The 17183-nt window shown below is 40.0% G+C and carries 18 protein-coding genes; 13 read left to right on the top strand and 5 right to left on the bottom strand.

Features of this window, described 5'->3' with window-relative positions; genetic code table 11:
- Positions 1-347 precede the first annotated feature (347 nt).
- Together GWI68_RS00560 and GWI68_RS00555 are read right to left on the bottom strand one after the other, a co-directional pair.
- Entirely contained in the window at positions 348-2030 is a 1683-nt protein-coding gene (locus GWI68_RS00560) for a methyl-accepting chemotaxis protein (protein ID WP_166539086.1), read from the bottom strand.
- A 331-nt stretch (positions 2031-2361) separates the two neighbouring features.
- Positions 2362-4293, bottom strand: coding sequence for an ABC transporter ATP-binding protein (locus GWI68_RS00555; protein WP_166539085.1), 1932 nt, complete (start codon positions 4291-4293; stop codon positions 2362-2364).
- Positions 4294-4414: 121 nt separating this feature from the next.
- Between GWI68_RS00555 and kefG the strand changes: the two genes are divergently transcribed.
- From kefG to slyD, 4 genes are all read left to right on the top strand, one after another.
- Positions 4415-4966: a glutathione-regulated potassium-efflux system ancillary protein KefG gene (gene kefG, locus GWI68_RS00550; RefSeq protein ID WP_166539084.1), complete on the top strand. Its 552-nt coding sequence runs from the start codon at positions 4415-4417 to the stop codon at positions 4964-4966.
- Entirely contained in the window at positions 4966-6828 is a 1863-nt protein-coding gene (gene kefB / locus GWI68_RS00545; protein WP_166539083.1) for a glutathione-regulated potassium-efflux system protein KefB, read from the top strand. Before kefG ends, kefB begins: the two co-directional genes overlap by 1 nt.
- A gap of 4 nt (positions 6829-6832) precedes the next feature.
- Complete coding sequence (locus tag GWI68_RS00540) at positions 6833-7036, top strand: YheV family putative zinc ribbon protein (RefSeq protein ID WP_109408917.1); 204 nt, start codon at positions 6833-6835, stop codon at positions 7034-7036.
- Positions 7037-7125: 89 nt separating this feature from the next.
- Positions 7126-7764, top strand: a complete 639-nt coding sequence (slyD, locus tag GWI68_RS00535; protein ID WP_072068764.1) for a peptidylprolyl isomerase — start codon at positions 7126-7128, stop codon at positions 7762-7764.
- Positions 7765-7845: 81 nt separating this feature from the next.
- Here slyD and GWI68_RS00530 read toward each other — a convergent pair whose 3' ends face one another.
- Positions 7846-8064 carry a SlyX family protein gene (locus GWI68_RS00530; RefSeq protein ID WP_166539082.1) on the bottom strand — a complete coding sequence of 73 codons (219 nt, stop codon included), beginning with the start codon at positions 8062-8064 and terminating at the stop codon, positions 7846-7848.
- A 415-nt stretch (positions 8065-8479) separates the two neighbouring features.
- On the opposite strand from GWI68_RS00530, the gene fkpA reads away from it, so the two are divergent.
- Positions 8480-9229, top strand: a complete 750-nt coding sequence (gene fkpA, locus GWI68_RS00525) for an FKBP-type peptidyl-prolyl cis-trans isomerase (protein ID WP_109408915.1) — start codon at positions 8480-8482, stop codon at positions 9227-9229.
- A gap of 97 nt (positions 9230-9326) precedes the next feature.
- Here the strand turns inward: fkpA and GWI68_RS00520 are convergent, their stop codons facing one another.
- Both GWI68_RS00520 and GWI68_RS00515 read right to left on the bottom strand, forming a co-directional pair.
- The gene (locus GWI68_RS00520) at positions 9327-10208 is read right to left on the bottom strand and encodes a DMT family transporter (RefSeq protein WP_166539081.1); all 882 of its coding nucleotides are present in this window, start codon (positions 10206-10208) and stop codon (positions 9327-9329) included.
- Between the two features lie 144 nt (positions 10209-10352).
- A complete protein-coding gene (locus tag GWI68_RS00515; protein ID WP_166539080.1) occupies positions 10353-10511 on the bottom strand; it encodes a hypothetical protein in 159 nt (52 codons plus the stop codon).
- 347 nt (positions 10512-10858) lie between these two features.
- Between GWI68_RS00515 and GWI68_RS00510 the strand changes: the two genes are divergently transcribed.
- From GWI68_RS00510 to tuf, 8 genes are all read left to right on the top strand, one after another.
- Positions 10859-11563, top strand: coding sequence for a transcriptional regulator (locus GWI68_RS00510; protein ID WP_023583301.1), 705 nt, complete (start codon positions 10859-10861; stop codon positions 11561-11563).
- A gap of 9 nt (positions 11564-11572) precedes the next feature.
- Complete coding sequence (tusD, locus tag GWI68_RS00505; protein WP_166539079.1) at positions 11573-11968, top strand: sulfurtransferase complex subunit TusD; 396 nt, start codon at positions 11573-11575, stop codon at positions 11966-11968.
- On the top strand, positions 11968-12336 hold the full coding sequence (gene tusC, locus GWI68_RS00500; RefSeq protein ID WP_109408912.1) for a sulfurtransferase complex subunit TusC: 369 nt from the start codon (positions 11968-11970) through the stop codon (positions 12334-12336). The genes tusD and tusC overlap by 1 nt, the downstream gene beginning before the upstream one ends.
- A 31-nt stretch (positions 12337-12367) precedes the next feature.
- Complete coding sequence (tusB, locus tag GWI68_RS00495) at positions 12368-12661, top strand: sulfurtransferase complex subunit TusB (protein WP_100159732.1); 294 nt, start codon at positions 12368-12370, stop codon at positions 12659-12661.
- A gap of 127 nt (positions 12662-12788) precedes the next feature.
- Positions 12789-13163: a 30S ribosomal protein S12 gene (rpsL, locus tag GWI68_RS00490; RefSeq protein WP_004236497.1), complete on the top strand. Its 375-nt coding sequence runs from the start codon at positions 12789-12791 to the stop codon at positions 13161-13163.
- A 98-nt stretch (positions 13164-13261) separates the two neighbouring features.
- Positions 13262-13732, top strand: coding sequence for a 30S ribosomal protein S7 (rpsG, locus tag GWI68_RS00485; protein ID WP_004246897.1), 471 nt, complete (start codon positions 13262-13264; stop codon positions 13730-13732).
- Positions 13733-13814: 82 nt separating this feature from the next.
- Entirely contained in the window at positions 13815-15929 is a 2115-nt protein-coding gene (gene fusA, locus GWI68_RS00480) for an elongation factor G (RefSeq protein ID WP_166539078.1), read from the top strand.
- Between the two features lie 68 nt (positions 15930-15997).
- A complete protein-coding gene (gene tuf / locus GWI68_RS00475) occupies positions 15998-17182 on the top strand; it encodes an elongation factor Tu (protein ID WP_166539077.1) in 1185 nt (394 codons plus the stop codon).
- Position 17183: the final 1 nt, after the last annotated feature.

The raw sequence follows: 17183 nt of genomic DNA, 5'->3' as shown, positions 1-17183 counted from the left end.
ATACTGTAAGTATATTATCTTACTTATTTTTTATGTTAATTAATAGAATAATAAGACTTTATAATGATTTTGCTGAATAAGAGAGCAATAATGAGCAATGTTTTTCTTTATTTATCGATTTGTCTTATGATAAGTGAAATAAACGTATTGATTTCGAAAATGCTCTTATTATTTCTTAAAAATCGCTCTTTTTTCGTATGAAAAATGATCGTTTTTTATGTTTATGTGTGGGGGGAATTGAAATACTCCCAGAAATTAACTGGGAGTATGGTAGGTAGAGGTTTTGTTATATGTAATTGACTACTTATTATACCGAGCGATTACTTTCTTTTGTATAAGAGGCCAACTTAAAAACTTTCCCAATTATCATCGGTGCCATGGTGGTTTGCCTTTATTGTCGGTGTTTTAATCGCTTCTTTTTCTGGCGATTTTGCTGAGAATGTAGGCAGTTTCGTTGGGGATGGTTTTTCATGTTCTACTTTAAATGTATTGACGATGATATCTAACATGCTGGCTTGTTCACTTAATGTGGCAGAAGCCGCAGTTGATTGTTCAACCATAGCCGCATTTTGTTGAGTTGCTTTATCCATCTCATTAACAGCAAGGCTAATTTGTGCAATACCACGAGTTTGTTCTTCTGATGCAGATAGAATTTCTTTCATTGAACCCGAAACGTGATTAACGGATGTTACAATTTCACCCATTGATAAACTGACTTGTTCAACAAGATCATTACCTTGTCTTACTCGTAAAATTGTGGATTCAATAAGCTCTTTGATTTCTTTAGCAGCTTCTGCACTTCGTTGTGCCAAGTTGCGCACTTCACTTGCTACCACAGAAAATCCTCGACCTTGCTCGCCAGCTCTTGCTGCTTCAACGGCTGCGTTAAGGGCTAAGATATTTGTTTGGAATGCAATATCATCAATAACAGCCGTAATTTCACCAATCTTTTGTGAACGGTCGGCAATATCTGTCATTGTCATAACCATCTTATTACTGTGTTCGCCACCTTGAACGGCAATATCTGCAGTACTCATCACCAACTCTGTGACTTCACGAGCGCTCTCTGTGTTATTGCGAATGGTTGCGGTCATTTGCTCCATACTGGATGCTGTTTCTTCTAGTGCGCTAGCTTGTTCTTCAGTTCGGCTTGATAAGTCATTATTGCCTGCAGCAATCTCTTGTACACCTGTATAAATAGCTGCACTACTATTTCGGATAGAGCTTACCATCTCTTTTAATTGTGCGCGCATTTGCTGTAATCCCAGCATTAGCTGGTCTATTTCAGTATTACCTGAAATGTCACTGTCTACACGACTGACTAAATCACCTTTAGCAATTGTTTCTTGATAGGTGATCATTTGATTAATACGAGCAATGATGTATTTACGTATCCAAATAAGCACTAGCGTGGTGAAAATAAGGAAAATACCCATAAAGGTAGACGCTATCCACAGCATACTGTAGTAGTTCTTTTCCGCTTCGGTCACTGAGGGATTAACCACTTCATCTGTAATAAAGTCTGTGGCTTCATACAGTGAGTTAGTAAAGTTAGTATTCGCTGGGCTTTTTAAGATCAATCGAACAGCATTAGTATTTCGCTCACTTAAATATTGTGCCAATAAATCAAGATCAGCTCGGCTTTTTTGATAAAGCTGTTTGATCTGAGCCATACGTTGCTGATCGAAACCTGTTTGAGCAGATAGCTCAACATACTCATTCATCAAAGCATCAACTTGTGCTTTACGTGCTGGCATGGTTTGCATAAATGCGGTGATGTTTGCATCTTCTGCTTGAGGGTTTGATATATAGCTAAATGCTTGCGCAATAATATCTGTACGTAATGTATTCAACTCCGCATAAGTATTATCCATTGTACGTAGTTGGTCGAAACTGTATGAGATTTGCTTGAGTTTATTTTGAGTCTGGTAGGCATCGTGAATGCTTTGTACTCCAGAAATGATCTGAATAATACAAAACAGAGTCAGGACACACATTAAACCTTGAGAGATTTTAATTCGTTTTAACATAACCCTACCTATTAGCTTTGCCTTTTCGTCGATAAGTGGGAGGTCCACTTAGCAGAATGATTAATTCGGCTGGAATGTTAGAAACTTTAGTGCGAAAGGATTTATTTCTCTTACTTTATATGAATAGTCAGAAAATAAACGTTAGACTGTTATTTTTACTGGGATATTGTCAGATAGGGAGAGATTATATTTTGTGTAAATAGTGCTACTGTAAAATGATATAAATCCTCTAAGTAAAATGAATTGTATAAATTTTAAGAATGAATGATGGGATAAAAATAAAGAAACTATTTCACTTAAAACAGTTCCTTTTTTAATGAATGATAGGTTATTACTGAGAGTCAAATGTATTTGTCATCTCTTCCAATGTTTCTTGTAATTCCATCCATTCCATTTCAACTTCTTCAAGTGCTGACTTTGCGATACCTTGTCGGCTTAAACAATCTGAAAGCTCATTTTTACGGCTGATATCGTAAATGCCACTGTCAGAGAGTGCTGTTTCAATGAGAGTAAGCTCTTGGCTGAGTTTATCCATTTTACTTTCTAAGGTAGTCAGTTTTTTACGTAGCGGTTGAGTTTGCTGTCTAAACTCTGCTTCTTTACGTTTTTGTTCTTTTTTGTCTTGCGCACTTAAATTTGTTGTCGTGGTATTATCTTTGTCTTGCTGATTTTTATTGGCCTGTGTTTCTTGGCGGTTTTGATCAACTAACCATTGTTGATAATCATCCAGATCGCCATCAAAAGGCTCAACTTGACCATCGTGAACAAGATAGAGGTCGTCAGTGGTTGAACGCAATAAATGCCTATCATGCGATACCACAACAATTGCCCCTTCAAAGCTAATTAACGCTTGAGTCAACGCTTGACGCATATCTAAATCGAGGTGGTTAGTTGGTTCATCCATTAACAGCAAATTAGGGCGTTGCCAGACTAAAAGAGATAACACTAAACGAGCTTTTTCACCGCCAGAAAATTGACCACACGCATCAGTCACCTTATCGCCATGAAAGCCAAAACCTCCAAGATAGTCACGTAATTTTTGTTCAGTCTCTTTAGGAGCCAAGCGCGTTAGATGTTGTAGTGCAGACTCATCGGAGCGTAGAAACTCTAATTGATGCTGTGCAAAGTAACCCAATTTGATGCCTTTTGAGAGAGACATTTTTCCTTGTAATGGCTCAAGCTCTCCTGCAAGTAATTTGATTAGAGTTGATTTACCTGCACCATTTCGTCCTAATAACCCAATACGTGATCCAGGGATTAAATTTAGCTTAATATCATTAAGAATAATTTTTTCGCCATAACCAGCACTGACTTTTTCCATCGATAGCAGTGGATTAGGCAAACTCTCTGGTTGGCGGAAACTAAATTGGAATGGGTTATCAGAATGAGCTGGAGCAACGCGCTCCATTCGCTCAAGCATTTTCACGCGGCTTTGTGCTTGTTTTGCTTTAGTGGCTTTCGCTTTAAATCTATCGATAAAACTTTGTAAGTGTGCAATTTTTGATTGTTGGTTTTCAAACAAGGCTTGTTGCTGAGCGAGTTTTGTTGCTCGTTGCATTTCAAACGAAGAGTAGTTACCTGAATATTCGAAGATTTTTTCTTGTTCGATATGCAAGATTTTATCCACGATCGGATCAAGGAAATCACGGTCATGGGAAATCAAAATTAAGGTGCCAGTATAGCTTTTTAGCCATTTTTCAAGCCAAATAACAGCATCTAAATCTAAGTGGTTGGTAGGCTCATCGAGTAATAGTAAATCAGAGCGACAAATTAGCGCTTGTGCCAAGTTTAAACGCATTCTCCAACCACCTGAGAATGATTTTACAGGCTCGTTTAGTTGTTGTTGGCTAAAACCAAGGCCATTTAGTAAGGTTGCCGCACGAGATTGAATTGTCCATGCATTAATTGCATCTAATTGCCCGTGAATAAGTGCAATTGCGTGACCATCATTTATCTCGTTGGCTTTTTGTAATCGTTGTTCTAACTGGCGATATTCTCTATCACCATCAATAACATAATCAATTGCTGGTACATCAAGTGCAGGTGTTTCTTGGTTAACCCACGCCATAGCCCAAGTACTGGGAAAGGTGACATTCCCCGCTTCCGCTTGAAGCTCACCTTTTAATAAAGAAAGCAATGTGGTTTTACCACAACCATTTTTGCCGACTAGACCAATTTTTTGCCCTGGATTAATGGTTGCACTGGCATTATCCAGTAACACTCTGACGCCACGGCGAATTTGCAAAGAAGAAAAAACAATCATAAATATCGTCTATTAAGAGTATGTAAATTAATATATAGAGTAAGTTGTTCGTAACAGTTGGTCACAATGCGTGCATGGTAACGGAAAAAATGGTTTCTGACACGTTTTGTAAGGAGGAATGATGTCAAACGCATCAAATGTATTACTGGTGTATGTTCATCCCGAGCCGCGCCAATCCATTGCTAATAAAGCATTAATCAAGGCGGTGAGGGATCTAGAGAATATAACTATTCATGATTTATATGCTACTTATCCTGATTTTTTTATTGATATACACCATGAGCAATCTTTGTTGTGCAAACATCAAGTGATCATTTTTCAATTTCCATTACAAACATATAGTTGCCCAGCGTTATTAAAAGAGTGGCAAGACAGGATACTAACACGTCCTTTTGCAAATGAAAGTGGACGGTCACATTTAAAAGGGAAAGCATTCCGCTGTGTTGTGACCACAGGTGAACCTGAATATGCTTACCAACATAATGGAAAAAATCACTACACACTCACAGAATTATTACGTCCTTTTGAATTAATGGCAGAAATGTGTGGTATGCGTTGGTTATCACCCATGATTGTGTATTCAGCAAGGCAACAGTCTAAAACGACATTGACACATATTGGAGAAGCTTATCGACATTGGTTAAGTGCACCACTTGAAGGGGAGCATGTCTAATGGAAGATAACTGGATGATTAAAGCGGTTCTCTTTTTCCTTTGTGCTGCGGTGATCATGGTGCCGATTGCACAACGCCTTAAAATTGGTGCCGTACTGGGTTACTTAATTGCGGGTATTGCCATTGGGCCTTGGGGGTTAGGGCTGTTTAAAGATGTCGATTACATCTTACATTTTGCTGAACTTGGTGTGGTCTTTTTGATGTTTATTATTGGATTGGAGCTAAATCCAGCCAAGTTGTGGGAATTAAGACGCGCTATTTTTGGTGTCGGTTCAATGCAGGTGGTTTTTACTGCTTCTATTTTCTCAGGACTTATTCTCGTTTTAACCTCTTTTTCATGGCAGGCCGCCGTTATTGGCGGATTAGGTATTGCGATGTCTTCAACGGCTATGGCATTACAGCTTATGAGTGAAAAAGGGATGAATCATAATGAAGGCGGGCAGTTAGGTTTTGCAGTTCTGTTATTCCAAGATATGGCAGTGATCCCTATTCTCGCCGTTATTCCGCTACTTGCAGGGGAAACGGCTAGCAGTGATTGGTATCGTATTGGATTAAAAGTTGCCTCTTTTGCTGCGTTATTGGTTTGTGGGCGTTATTTATTACGTCCTCTGTTTCGTTTAGTTGTCAAATCGGGTGTAAGAGAAGTCTTTACTGCTGCCGCGTTATTAGTGGTGCTAGGTGCGGCTATTTTTATGGAAACACTCGGTTTTTCAATGGCAATGGGAACCTTTATTGCGGGCGTATTATTAGCTGATACAGAATATCGGCATGAATTAGAAATTTCCATTGAGCCTTTTAAGGGCTTGTTACTGGGCCTCTTTTTTATTTCTGTCGGTATGTCTTTAGATATAGGCATCTTATGGCGCTATTTACCTGAGGTTTTACTGGGTGTGCTTATTCTAGTCATTGTTAAAGCACTGATACTTTATGGTATTGCATGGTTAGCTGGATTACGCTTTTCTACACGTTTACAGTTTTCATCAGTATTAAGTCAAGGTGGTGAGTTTGCGTTTGTTGTTTTTTCAACATCAATGGCAATGGGCGTATTAGATAGTCAGCAAATGGCATTATTGCTGGTGGTTGTCACGCTTTCTATGATGACAACGCCACTTGTGATGCAAATGACAGACGCTGTATTATCTCGCCGTTATAATGAGCCTAAAACAGATGAACAGCCTTTTGTTGAAAACAATCATCCAGAAGTCATTCTTGTTGGTTTTGGTCGAATGGGACAGGTTGTAGGGCGCTTATTGATGGCTAACAAGATTAACGTCACTGTCTTAGAGCATGATGTGGGAAGTTTAAACACCATGCGTAAATATGGTTATAAAGTTTATTATGGTGATGCTACTGATCTCAATTTATTACGAGCGGCGGGTGCGGAACACGCAAAAACGATTGTAATCACTAGTAATGAACCTGAAGCGACGATGGAAATTGTTCACCTCTGTCAGCGACACTTCCCTAATTTGCATATTATTTCCAGAGCAAGAGGGCGTGTTGAGGCTCATGAATTACTTAAAGCAGGTGTAACAGATTTTAGCAGAGAAACATTTTCTAGTGCTTTAGAACTAGGGCGTAAGACATTAATTGAATTAGGTATGCATCCTCATCAAGCTTATCGAGCACAACAGCATTTTCGTCGTTTGGATATGCAATTGCTTAGAAAGCTGATGGATGAATCACCTGAAGAAGTTTCCAATGTTTCTCGTGTAAAAGAAGCAAGGCGAGAGCTTGAAGAACTTTTTAGTGAAGAAATTCGTCAAGAACATCACCAACCGGATATTTGGGATGAATCTTTAACAGAGGATATTCCTCAAATAAGTAAAGAAAAAAGATCTATTGATAAACAGGAGAACTGACCCCATGTCTGCAACCCGTAAACGCTTTATCGCTGGTGCTGTGTGTCCACACTGTCAAGCTCAAGACACACTCAAAATGTGGCGCGAAGATAAAGTTGATATTGTGGAATGTGCTCAATGTGGCCATCAGCAACGGCAAACAGAGGATGAAGTTAATTCACTTGTTCGTGAAAATGAACAGGTCATCGGGATCTTTACACCACAATAATTGTAGGTTTTTTTGATATAACCCGATACAGAAGATTTATTTTTCGTTACAATCGGGAAAATTTTGCCCACGGGTATGTAGGAGATGTCATGAAAGTAGCAAACGACTTGGTAGTTAGTCTGGCTTATCAAGTAAGATCAGAAGACGGTGTTTTAGTTGATGAGTCCACGGTGAGCGCGCCGTTAGACTATCTGCATGGCCGTGGTTCTTTAATCAGTGGTTTAGAAAATGCATTAACAGGTCGCGAAGTCGGTGAGAAATTCGACGTAGAAGTGGCTTCTGATGATGCTTATGGCCAATACGATGAAAATTTAGTTCAACGCGTACCAAAAGATGTTTTTGTTGGTGTTGATGAGTTAGAAGTTGGCATGCGTTTTCTTGCTGATACCGATCAAGGTCCAGTACCAGTAGAAATTACAGGTATTGAAGGTGACGAAGTTATCGTTGATGGTAACCACATGTTAGCAGGCCAAAACCTGAAATTTCATGTTGAAATCGTTGCAATTCGTGAAGCGACTGAAGAAGAATTAGCTCACGGTCACGTACACGGTGAAGAAGAAGAGCACGAATGTTGTGGTGGCCACGGTCACGGTGAAGAAGGCGGATGCTGTGGCGGTGGTCATGGTCATGGCCATTCTCACGGTGAAGAAGGTGGATGCTGTGGTGGCGAAGGTCATGGTCACGGTGGTCACGGCCACGGTCATGGCGGTTGCGGTTGCCAACACTAATCTTTCTTTAGAAAGATCAAAAGGAGCGTTTAAGCGCTCCTTTTTTGTTTTTTCTGATTACGCTAAAAAGAAAATTATCACTTAATAGTGTGGGGGCGGTGTTTCATCTTCAGGTCTTGCAAGTATTGAGGATTGAGATGTTTTTAAGCGTTCAGTGACAATTTTTAATGCTTCTTTAAAACGACTAATTTCAATTTGTTGCTGTGTGACCACCTGATTTAACTCTTCAATAGTCGCATCTTGGAAAGCAACTTTGCTTTCTAATTGTATGAGCAATTGCTCTACTTCCTTAATATCCATTGTGTTTTTCCTCCTTTAAAATGTCGAATTACGACGAATGAGACTAACGAAATCGTGAAATTTAATCTTATTTACTGATATATACACAGGAAGACATAAATCTGGTTTGAGATAAAAGACTATTTTGTTAATGTGATAACACTCTGTGCTGACAAAAATCCTAACATTAACTGTTAAGAGTGTCGGCAAATTTTTTAAATTCATATAAAATTGCTACCTGCGGATAGATCTTACTCTAAATATTTCGAGGTGCAGCTAAGTGACAAGTGAATGGGTCATTAGACGCATATATAACTTGAAGTATGGCGAGTTCATACCGCAATGACAGCAAGATGTGATGCAAAACGTTTCAGTGAAGATCTATGATCTTCGTTTGTAAAACGTAGCGACTCACTAACATATACTGGAGAATGGGATGAAATCTTTATTAAAAACGACGTTGCTGGCAACAAGTTTAGCTTTCGCATTCAGCGCACCTCAAGCATTCGCTGAAGAAACTGCTAAAGTGCCAACATTAAATAGCGCATTTAAAACTCAAAATGAGCAAAATGCCTATGCGTTAGGCGCGTCGATGGGTCGCTACATGGAAGCTGCATTACAAGAGCAAAAAAATATTGGTATTACTTTAGATTCTAAACAACTGCTGGCAGGTGTTCAGGATGCATTTAACAGTAAATCAAAATTATCAGATGCTGAGATTGAATTAACCTTAGCGGCTTTTGAAGATCAAGTTCGTACAGCTGCTACAGCGAAAATGGAAAAAGAAGCAACAGAAAATAAAACAGCAGGTGATAAATTCCGTACAGAATTTGCTGCTGAAAAAGGTGTAGTTAAAACAAAATCAGGTTTACTGTATTTAGTTGAAAACCCTGGTAAAGGTAAAACACCAACAGATGCTGATCGCGTTACTGTACACTACAAAGGTATGTTAATTGATGGCAAACAATTTGATAGCTCTTATGATCGTAATGAGCCTCTGACAATTAGCCTAAAAAGTGTTATTCCAGGCTGGACTGAAGGCATGAAATACATCAAAGAAGGCGGTAAAATCAAGTTAGTTATTCCACCAGAATTAGGCTATGGCCAACGCGCAACAAGTGGTATTCCAGCGAACTCAACATTAGTATTTGAAGTTGAATTACTGAGTGTTGAAAGCGATAAGTAATTCACTTATCACGAAAGAAAAAATGCTGACATTGATGTCAGCATTTTTATTTCTATTAAGAAGTTCATTAATATACATAGCTTACGAATGGATAATATTAATCTACCTGTTCTTCAACAAGAATAGCTTTTGGTTTTTTAAAGACAAATAGCAAGCCCACAATGATTGCGCCCATCCCAGCTAAGCTGAGTAAAGACATTTTATTACCCAAGAAGATGTAATCCATTAATGCTGTCACTCCCGGTACTAAATAAAATAAGCTAGTCACGTTAACTAAATTACCCGTTGTGAGTAAGCGATATAACAGTAACTGAGCGACAACAGAAATGATAATAGCCAACCAAAGAACAGGAATGATAAAGCCAATATCGAATGAAGCATCAAAAGGTTGAAATGGCACAAATAACAAACACAGTACCAGACTAACAACATATTGCAGAGGCAAAGCATCCATTGGTGCTAATTGTAATTTTTTTTGTGAAATCGCACCAAAGCTCATACAAAGCAGTGCAACTAACGCATAAATCATCCCTGTCAATGAGAGGGCTGTATTAAATAAACTTTGGGCAACCACTAACACTAATCCAGCCAAAGCGATTAAAAGCCCTAATAGTCGTGTTGCTGTAAAATTACGTTCTATTATCCATAATGTGATAATCGGCTGAACACCCATAATTGTGGCCAACATTCCTGGTGTAATGCTATTAGCGAGTGCTAAAAGATAACAAATAGAATAACCACCAATAATTAATAAACCCACCCACGCTGTTTTTAAGCGACTTCCTTTCGGTGGCAAAAAGCGATGGCGCTGAATACACAAAAAAGAAAGAAATGCCAAAGCGATAATAAAACGCCAAGTCAAAATAGCAAATGAGCTACCATTATCTAATCCCCAGCGAGAAAAGATAGCACCGCTACTCCATAATAAAACAAATAATGTCGTTGGGCCGAATTTCGCCCAATATTGACGTAAATACATGATGATACACCTGTAAAATGAGCAGTAAGATAGCTTGATTATTTTTAGTCATGGTTGGCGATTGATAAAACATCAATAAATAAACGTAAATAACACATCAATCTAGTCTGTTGGTTAAATACGCGATTAAGCCGATTAAATAGATCAAGCGATGTAAGTTGCAACAATAACCGTTGTATTGACTACAACCACTTTCACAGGTGGAGGTGGTGGAGAGAGAGTTTCAATAGGCATAGAAGCAACAGAAATTAGCCCCATTATTGATGAAGTTTGCTGACATTGGCATATCATCAGTGTATTCATGGGATTAATCACTCGTTAAAATAACAATAACTTGGAATATAGGTAATCTATCCAATAGTGTCAATCTTTATCCAGACCCCTGTTTAAAAATGGAATTTTCAAAAATATAGAGGGCGTTGATACAAAAAGATAAAGAAAAACGAAAAAAGCTGTGACCTATGACAAAGCTCTTATTCTAAGGCACTTGACGTAGATCTTTTGACGATCTAACGTCAGAATTGTGCCCTAATTCAGTTTTTATATTTAAAATTTTTTAATATTAAATTGATTCGCAGTGACGAATCGTTATAAAAAATAGAACCTCAAGTCATTATCATAATTAAAGCCTTTAAGGATTATATAATCAAATGTCTAGCCCGTTATTTAATGGTGACAGCAGCGAGTTTGAAAAACTAGATAGCCGACCTTTTACTCAAACTGATCACGAAATATTGAAGTCCTATGAAGCAGCCGTGGATGGTTTGGCTATGCTCATCGGCAACCATTGCGAAATCGTATTGCACTCTCTGGAAGATTTGAAATGTTCAGCGGTTAAAATCGCGAATGGAGAACATACTGGTCGTAAGATTGGTTCTCCAATTACCGATTTGGCATTACAAATGTTACATGATATCACAGATGAAGATTCAAGTTTTTCAAAGGCTTATTTTACTAGAGCGAAAAGTGGTGCATTGATGAAATCGATTACGATTGCGATTCGTAATCGTGAACGTCGAGTCATCGGTTTATTGTGTATTAATATGAACCTTGATGTTCCATTCTCTGAAATAATCAAAACCTTTATTCCTGAAGAAACGCATGAAGTTGCATCCGATGTTAACTTTGCCTCATCTGTTGATGATTTAGTGGCTCAAACATTAGAGTTCACCATTGAAGAAGTGAATAATGATCGTGAAGTAGCCAACAACGCAAAAAATAAACAAGTGGTGTTAAGTCTTTATGAAAAAGGTATTTTTGATATCAAAGACGCTATTAACCAAGTTGCTGATCGACTGAATATCTCAAAACATACTGTTTATCTCTATATTCGCCAGTTTAAAAATGGCGAGTAAGGCAACATTATGAGCTCTTTGACATATTGTTTAGTGGTAACAGGGCCTCATTATGGCACTGAACAATCTTCAAGTGCCTATTTATTCGCCAATGCCCTTCTTGAAAAAGGGCATCAAATCACGCAAATTTTCTTTTATCGGGAAGGGGTGGTAAATGCTAATAAATTGGTGTCACCCGCAAATGATGAATTCGATCTTCCCAAAGCGTGGATAGCATTGGCGAAAAAATACCAAATTCCTTTACATGTTTGTGTTGCAGCTGCGCTACGTCGAGGAATTATTGATGAGGATCAGGCAAAAGAGCAGGGAATTGATAATCATAATATGGCAACGGAATTTGAACTCAGTGGGTTGGGTTCGCTTGCTCAAGCGATGTTGACTTGTTCGCGTGTGGTGCAATTTTAATGAAAAAAATGAATTCAATCGCATTTCTTTTTACACAGGCACCGCACGGTAATAGTGCTGGACGAGAAGGTTTGGACGCTTTACTCGCAACCTCTGCGTTAACAGAAGATATTGGTGTTTTTTTTATCTCAGATGGTGTGTTTCAATTAGTTGAAAATCAACAGCCTGAGGGGGTGTTATCACGCCATCATGCGGCAACTTTTAAAGTGCTCCCCTTGTATGATGTGACAAATGTCTATATATCACACCAAGACGTGGCTCATCGTGGATTATCCTCTCAAACTTCTTTTGTGTTGGATGCACAAGTGATATCACATCAAGATATCGCTCAAAAATTGAGTGAATATGATGTGGTATTACGCTTTTAATACAGAAGTTAGGCAGGAAGGTTGAACGGTTATGTTGTATACTTATTCCGTCTCTATTTATCAAAGTGATTTAGAGGCTTTTTTATCTTTATTGACAAAAGAAGATGATGTTTTGTTAATACAAGATGGTGTGCTGGCAGTTCTTGAGGACAATCCTTTATTAAAATATTGTCTTCAACAGCAAATTTCAGTTTACGCATTAATTGATGATGTTTTAGCTAGAGGCTTAAAAGATCAAGTATCTCATCATATTAAACTCATCAGTTATGGTGATTTTGTCGATTTAACGGTAAAACACCCCCAACAAATTCATTGGGGAGCGTAGAATTGCTGTATAATTCTTGACACATGAGCCCGTCAGCAATAAAATTCTGCGTCCTCATGTTTTGTCTTGTTGACAAGACAGAGTTCAAATCCGTGTTTACGAAGCAAAAACCAGGAGCTTTTTTTAAATGGCAACTATTAACCAGCTGGTGCGCAAATCTCGTAGCTCGAAAGTTGTTAAAAGCAACGTTCCAGCTCTGGAAGCTTGCCCGCAAAAACGTGGCGTATGTACTCGTGTATATACTACCACTCCAAAAAAGCCAAACTCAGCACTGCGTAAAGTATGTCGTGTGCGTTTGACTAACGGTTTCGAAGTTTCTTCCTACATCGGTGGTGAAGGCCACAACTTGCAGGAGCACTCCGTAATCTTAATCCGTGGTGGTCGTGTTAAAGACTTACCAGGTGTGCGTTACCACACTGTTCGCGGCGCGCTGGACTGTTCCGGTGTTAAAGACCGTAAACAAGCTCGTTCTAAGTACGGTGTGAAGAAGCCAAAGGCTTAATGGTTCTCCGTTAAGTAAGGCCAAACATTTTTTCACTATTAATGTCAAAATAAACTCATTGAGTTTTGGACAACCCTGAATTTAAACGGAGTATTTCCATGCCACGTCGTCGTGTAATTGGTCAACGTAAAATTCTGCCAGATCCTAAGTTCGGATCAGAACTGCTGGCCAAATTTGTAAACATTCTGATGGTAGACGGTAAAAAATCTACTGCAGAATCTATCGTATATAATGCGCTTGAGACCCTGGCTCAGCGTTCAGGCAAAACTGAACTGGAAGCGTTCGAAATCGCATTAGATAACGTACGTCCTACTGTGGAAGTTAAATCCCGCCGTGTTGGTGGTTCAACTTACCAAGTTCCAGTTGAAGTACGTCCAGTTCGTCGTAATGCATTAGCAATGCGTTGGATTGTTGAAGCTGCTCGTAAACGCGGTGATAAATCCATGGCTCTTCGCCTGGCAAATGAATTATCTGATGCGGCTGAAAACAAAGGCGCTGCTGTTAAGAAACGTGAAGACGTTCACCGTATGGCAGATGCAAACAAGGCGTTCGCACACTACCGTTGGTAATCCACGAAGTAGTTGTCGCAACTCTTTTCAGGACAGCTCTGCTGTCCTTTACCTGAATTGAACGCCCACGAGAGAGGAAAAAATGGCTCGTCAAACCCCCATAGCACGTTACCGTAATATCGGTATCAGTGCGCACATCGATGCCGGTAAAACCACTACAAGTGAACGTATTCTGTTTTATACCGGTGTAAACCATAAAATTGGTGAAACTCACGAAGGTTCAGCAACAATGGACTGGATGGAGCAGGAGCAGGAACGTGGTATTACTATCACATCCGCAGCAACTACTGCATTCTGGTCTGGTATGGCTAAACAGTTTGAGCCTCACCGTGTAAACATCATCGACACCCCAGGACACGTTGACTTCACAATCGAAGTAGAACGTTCTATGCGTGTTCTTGATGGCGCGGTTATGGTTTACTGTGCAGTTGGTGGTGTTCAGCCTCAGTCAGAAACAGTATGGCGCCAGGCTAACAAATATCATGTACCACGTATCGCGTTCGTTAACAAAATGGACCGTATGGGTGCAAACTTCCTGCGTGTTGTTGAACAAATCAAAACACGTCTGGCAGCAAACCCAGTTCCACTGCAAATTCCAGTAGGCGCTGAAGAACATTTCACCGGTGTTGTTGATTTAATTAAAATGAAATCAATCCGTTGGAATGAAGAAGACCAAGGTGTTACTTTCGAATACGAAGACATTCCTGCAAATCTGCAAGATTTAGCTGAAGAATGGCACAACAACCTAGTCGAATCAGCTGCTGAAGCATCAGAAGAACTGATGGACAAATATCTGGGCGGTGAAGAGCTGACAGAAGCAGAAATCAAAGCTGCTCTGCGTAAACGCGTTCTAGATAACGAAATTATCCTGGTTACCTGTGGTTCTGCATTTAAGAACAAAGGTGTTCAGGCAATGCTGGATGCGGTAATTGAATACCTGCCAGCGCCAACAGATGTCCCTGCTATCAACGGTATGTTACCAGATGGTAAAGATACTCCAGCAGAACGTCATTCAAGCGACGAAGAGCCATTCTCTGCACTGGCATTCAAAATCGCAACTGACCCATTTGTTGGTAACTTAACATTCTTCCGTGTGTACTCTGGTGTTGTAAACTCAGGTGACACAGTTCTGAACCCGGTTAAAGACAGAAAAGAACGTTTTGGCCGTATTGTTCAGATGCATGCTAACAAGCGTGAAGAAATTAAAGAAGTTCGTGCAGGCGACATCGCTGCTGCTATCGGTCTGAAAGACGTAACTACAGGTGATACTTTATGTGCAATTGATGCACCAATCATCTTAGAACGTATGGAATTCCCAGAGCCAGTAATTTCTGTTGCTATCGAACCTAAGACTAAAGTTGACCAAGAAAAAATGGGTATCGCTCTGAACCGTCTGGCTCAGGAAGATCCATCTTTCCGCGTATCAAGCGACGAAGAAACTGGTCAAACTATCATTGCTGGTATGGGTGAGCTGCACTTAGACGTGTTAGTTGACCGTATGCGTCGTGAATTTAAAGTTGAAGCGAACGTAGGTAAACCACAGGTTGCTTACCGTGAAACTATTCGTGATACAGTAACTGATATCGAAGGTAAGCACGCGAAACAATCTGGTGGTCGTGGTCAGTACGGTCATGTTGTTATCGACCTGTCTCCATTACCAGCAGGTGGTGAAGAGAACTACGTATTTATCAACGATATCGTTGGTGGTGTAATTCCTAAAGAATTCATCCCAGCTGTTGATAAAGGTATTCAAGAACAGCTGAAATCTGGTCCATTAGCAGGTTACCCTGTTGTGGATATTCAGGCTCGTTTACATTACGGTTCTTACCATGATGTTGACTCCTCAGAAATCGCGTTTAAAATTGCCGCATCAATGGCATTTAAAGACGGCTTCATGAAAGCTAAGCCAATTCTGCTTGAGCCAGTCATGAAAGTTGAGATTGAAACGCCAGAAGATTACATGGGCGACGTTATCGGTGACTTAAACCGTCGTCGTGGTATGGTTGAAGGTATGGACGATCTGCCTACCGGTAAGATCATCCGTGCTCAAGTACCACTGGCTGAAATGTTCGGTTATGCAACTGACCTGCGTTCACAAACTCAGGGTCGTGCTTCATACTCTATGGAGTTCTTGAAGTACAACGAAGCGCCTAGCAACGTCGCTCAGGCTATTATCGAAGCTCGTAAAGCGAAATAAGATCCTTTCGAGTTCAATTTAGTTTACGCTCCCTCTAATAAGAGGGAGCGATATTAAGGAATATAGTCGTGTCTAAAGAAAAATTTGAACGTTCCAAACCGCACGTTAACGTTGGTACTATCGGCCACGTTGACCACGGTAAAACAACTCTGACTGCTGCAATCACTACAGTTTTAGCTAAAACTTACGGTGGTGCTGCTCGTGCATTCGATCAAATCGATAACGCACCAGAAGAAAAAGCTCGTGGTATCACCATCTCTACTTCACACGTAGAATACGATACTCCAACTCGTCACTACGCACACGTAGACTGCCCAGGTCACGCCGACTATGTTAAAAACATGATCACTGGTGCTGCGCAAATGGACGGAGCTATCCTGGTAGTTGCTGCGACTGATGGCCCAATGCCACAAACTCGTGAGCACATCCTGTTAGGTCGTCAGGTTGGTGTTCCTTACATCATCGTATTCCTGAACAAATGTGACATGGTAGATGATGAAGAGTTACTGGAATTAGTAGAAATGGAAGTTCGTGAACTTCTGTCTCAATACGATTTCCCAGGTGACGACACTCCAGTAATCCGTGGTTCAGCGCTTAAAGCACTGGAAGGCGAAGCTGAGTGGGAAGCAAAAATTGTTGAATTAGCAGAAGCACTGGATTCATACATCCCAGAACCAGAGCGTGCAATTGACAAACCATTCCTGTTACCAATCGAAGACGTATTCTCAATCTCAGGCCGTGGTACAGTAGTAACTGGTCGTGTTGAGCGTGGTGTTGTTAAAGTTGGTGAAGAAGTTGAAATCGTTGGTATCAAACCAACAGTTAAAACAACTTGTACTGGCGTTGAAATGTTCCGTAAATTACTTGACGAAGGTCGTGCAGGTGAGAACGTAGGTGTTCTGCTGCGTGGTACTAAACGTGAAGAAATCGAACGTGGACAAGTACTGGCTAAACCAGGTTCAATCAAGCCACACACTAAATTCGAATCAGAAGTTTATATTCTGAGCAAAGATGAAGGTGGTCGTCATACTCCATTCTTCAAAGGTTACCGTCCACAGTTCTACTTCCGTACAACTGACGTAACTGGTACTATCGAATTACCAGAAGGCGTAGAAATGGTAATGCCAGGTGACAACATCAATATGATCGTTGATCTGATTCACCCAATCGCGATGGACGACGGTTTACGTTTCGCTATCCGTGAAGGTGGCCGTACAGTAGGTGCGGGCGTTGTTGCTAAAGTATTAGGTTAAT

The organism is Proteus sp. G2669, assembly GCF_009915245.1.
Classification (GTDB): domain Bacteria; phylum Pseudomonadota; class Gammaproteobacteria; order Enterobacterales; family Enterobacteriaceae; genus Proteus.
The sequence above is the reverse complement of the archived record's forward strand: the minus strand, read 5'-3'. Positions and strand labels throughout refer to the sequence as shown.

Coding starts and splice junctions, on each gene's coding strand:
- GWI68_RS00515 (WP_166539080.1), bottom strand. CDS start 10,511: ATGAATACACTGATGATATGCCAATGTCAGCAAACTTCATCAATAATG.
- GWI68_RS00520 (WP_166539081.1), bottom strand. CDS start 10,208: ATGTATTTACGTCAATATTGGGCGAAATTCGGCCCAACGACATTATTT.
- tusC (WP_109408912.1), top strand. CDS start 11,968: ATGAAAAAAATGAATTCAATCGCATTTCTTTTTACACAGGCACCGCAC.
- rpsG (WP_004246897.1), top strand. CDS start 13,262: ATGCCACGTCGTCGTGTAATTGGTCAACGTAAAATTCTGCCAGATCCT.
- kefB (WP_166539083.1), top strand. CDS start 4,966: ATGGAAGATAACTGGATGATTAAAGCGGTTCTCTTTTTCCTTTGTGCT.
- GWI68_RS00560 (WP_166539086.1), bottom strand. CDS start 2,030: ATGTTAAAACGAATTAAAATCTCTCAAGGTTTAATGTGTGTCCTGACT.
- fusA (WP_166539078.1), top strand. CDS start 13,815: ATGGCTCGTCAAACCCCCATAGCACGTTACCGTAATATCGGTATCAGT.
- rpsL (WP_004236497.1), top strand. CDS start 12,789: ATGGCAACTATTAACCAGCTGGTGCGCAAATCTCGTAGCTCGAAAGTT.
- kefG (WP_166539084.1), top strand. CDS start 4,415: ATGTCAAACGCATCAAATGTATTACTGGTGTATGTTCATCCCGAGCCG.
- GWI68_RS00540 (WP_109408917.1), top strand. CDS start 6,833: ATGTCTGCAACCCGTAAACGCTTTATCGCTGGTGCTGTGTGTCCACAC.
- GWI68_RS00530 (WP_166539082.1), bottom strand. CDS start 8,064: ATGGATATTAAGGAAGTAGAGCAATTGCTCATACAATTAGAAAGCAAA.
- fkpA (WP_109408915.1), top strand. CDS start 8,480: ATGAAATCTTTATTAAAAACGACGTTGCTGGCAACAAGTTTAGCTTTC.
- slyD (WP_072068764.1), top strand. CDS start 7,126: ATGAAAGTAGCAAACGACTTGGTAGTTAGTCTGGCTTATCAAGTAAGA.
- tusB (WP_100159732.1), top strand. CDS start 12,368: ATGTTGTATACTTATTCCGTCTCTATTTATCAAAGTGATTTAGAGGCT.
- tusD (WP_166539079.1), top strand. CDS start 11,573: ATGAGCTCTTTGACATATTGTTTAGTGGTAACAGGGCCTCATTATGGC.
- GWI68_RS00555 (WP_166539085.1), bottom strand. CDS start 4,293: ATGATTGTTTTTTCTTCTTTGCAAATTCGCCGTGGCGTCAGAGTGTTA.
- GWI68_RS00510 (WP_023583301.1), top strand. CDS start 10,859: ATGTCTAGCCCGTTATTTAATGGTGACAGCAGCGAGTTTGAAAAACTA.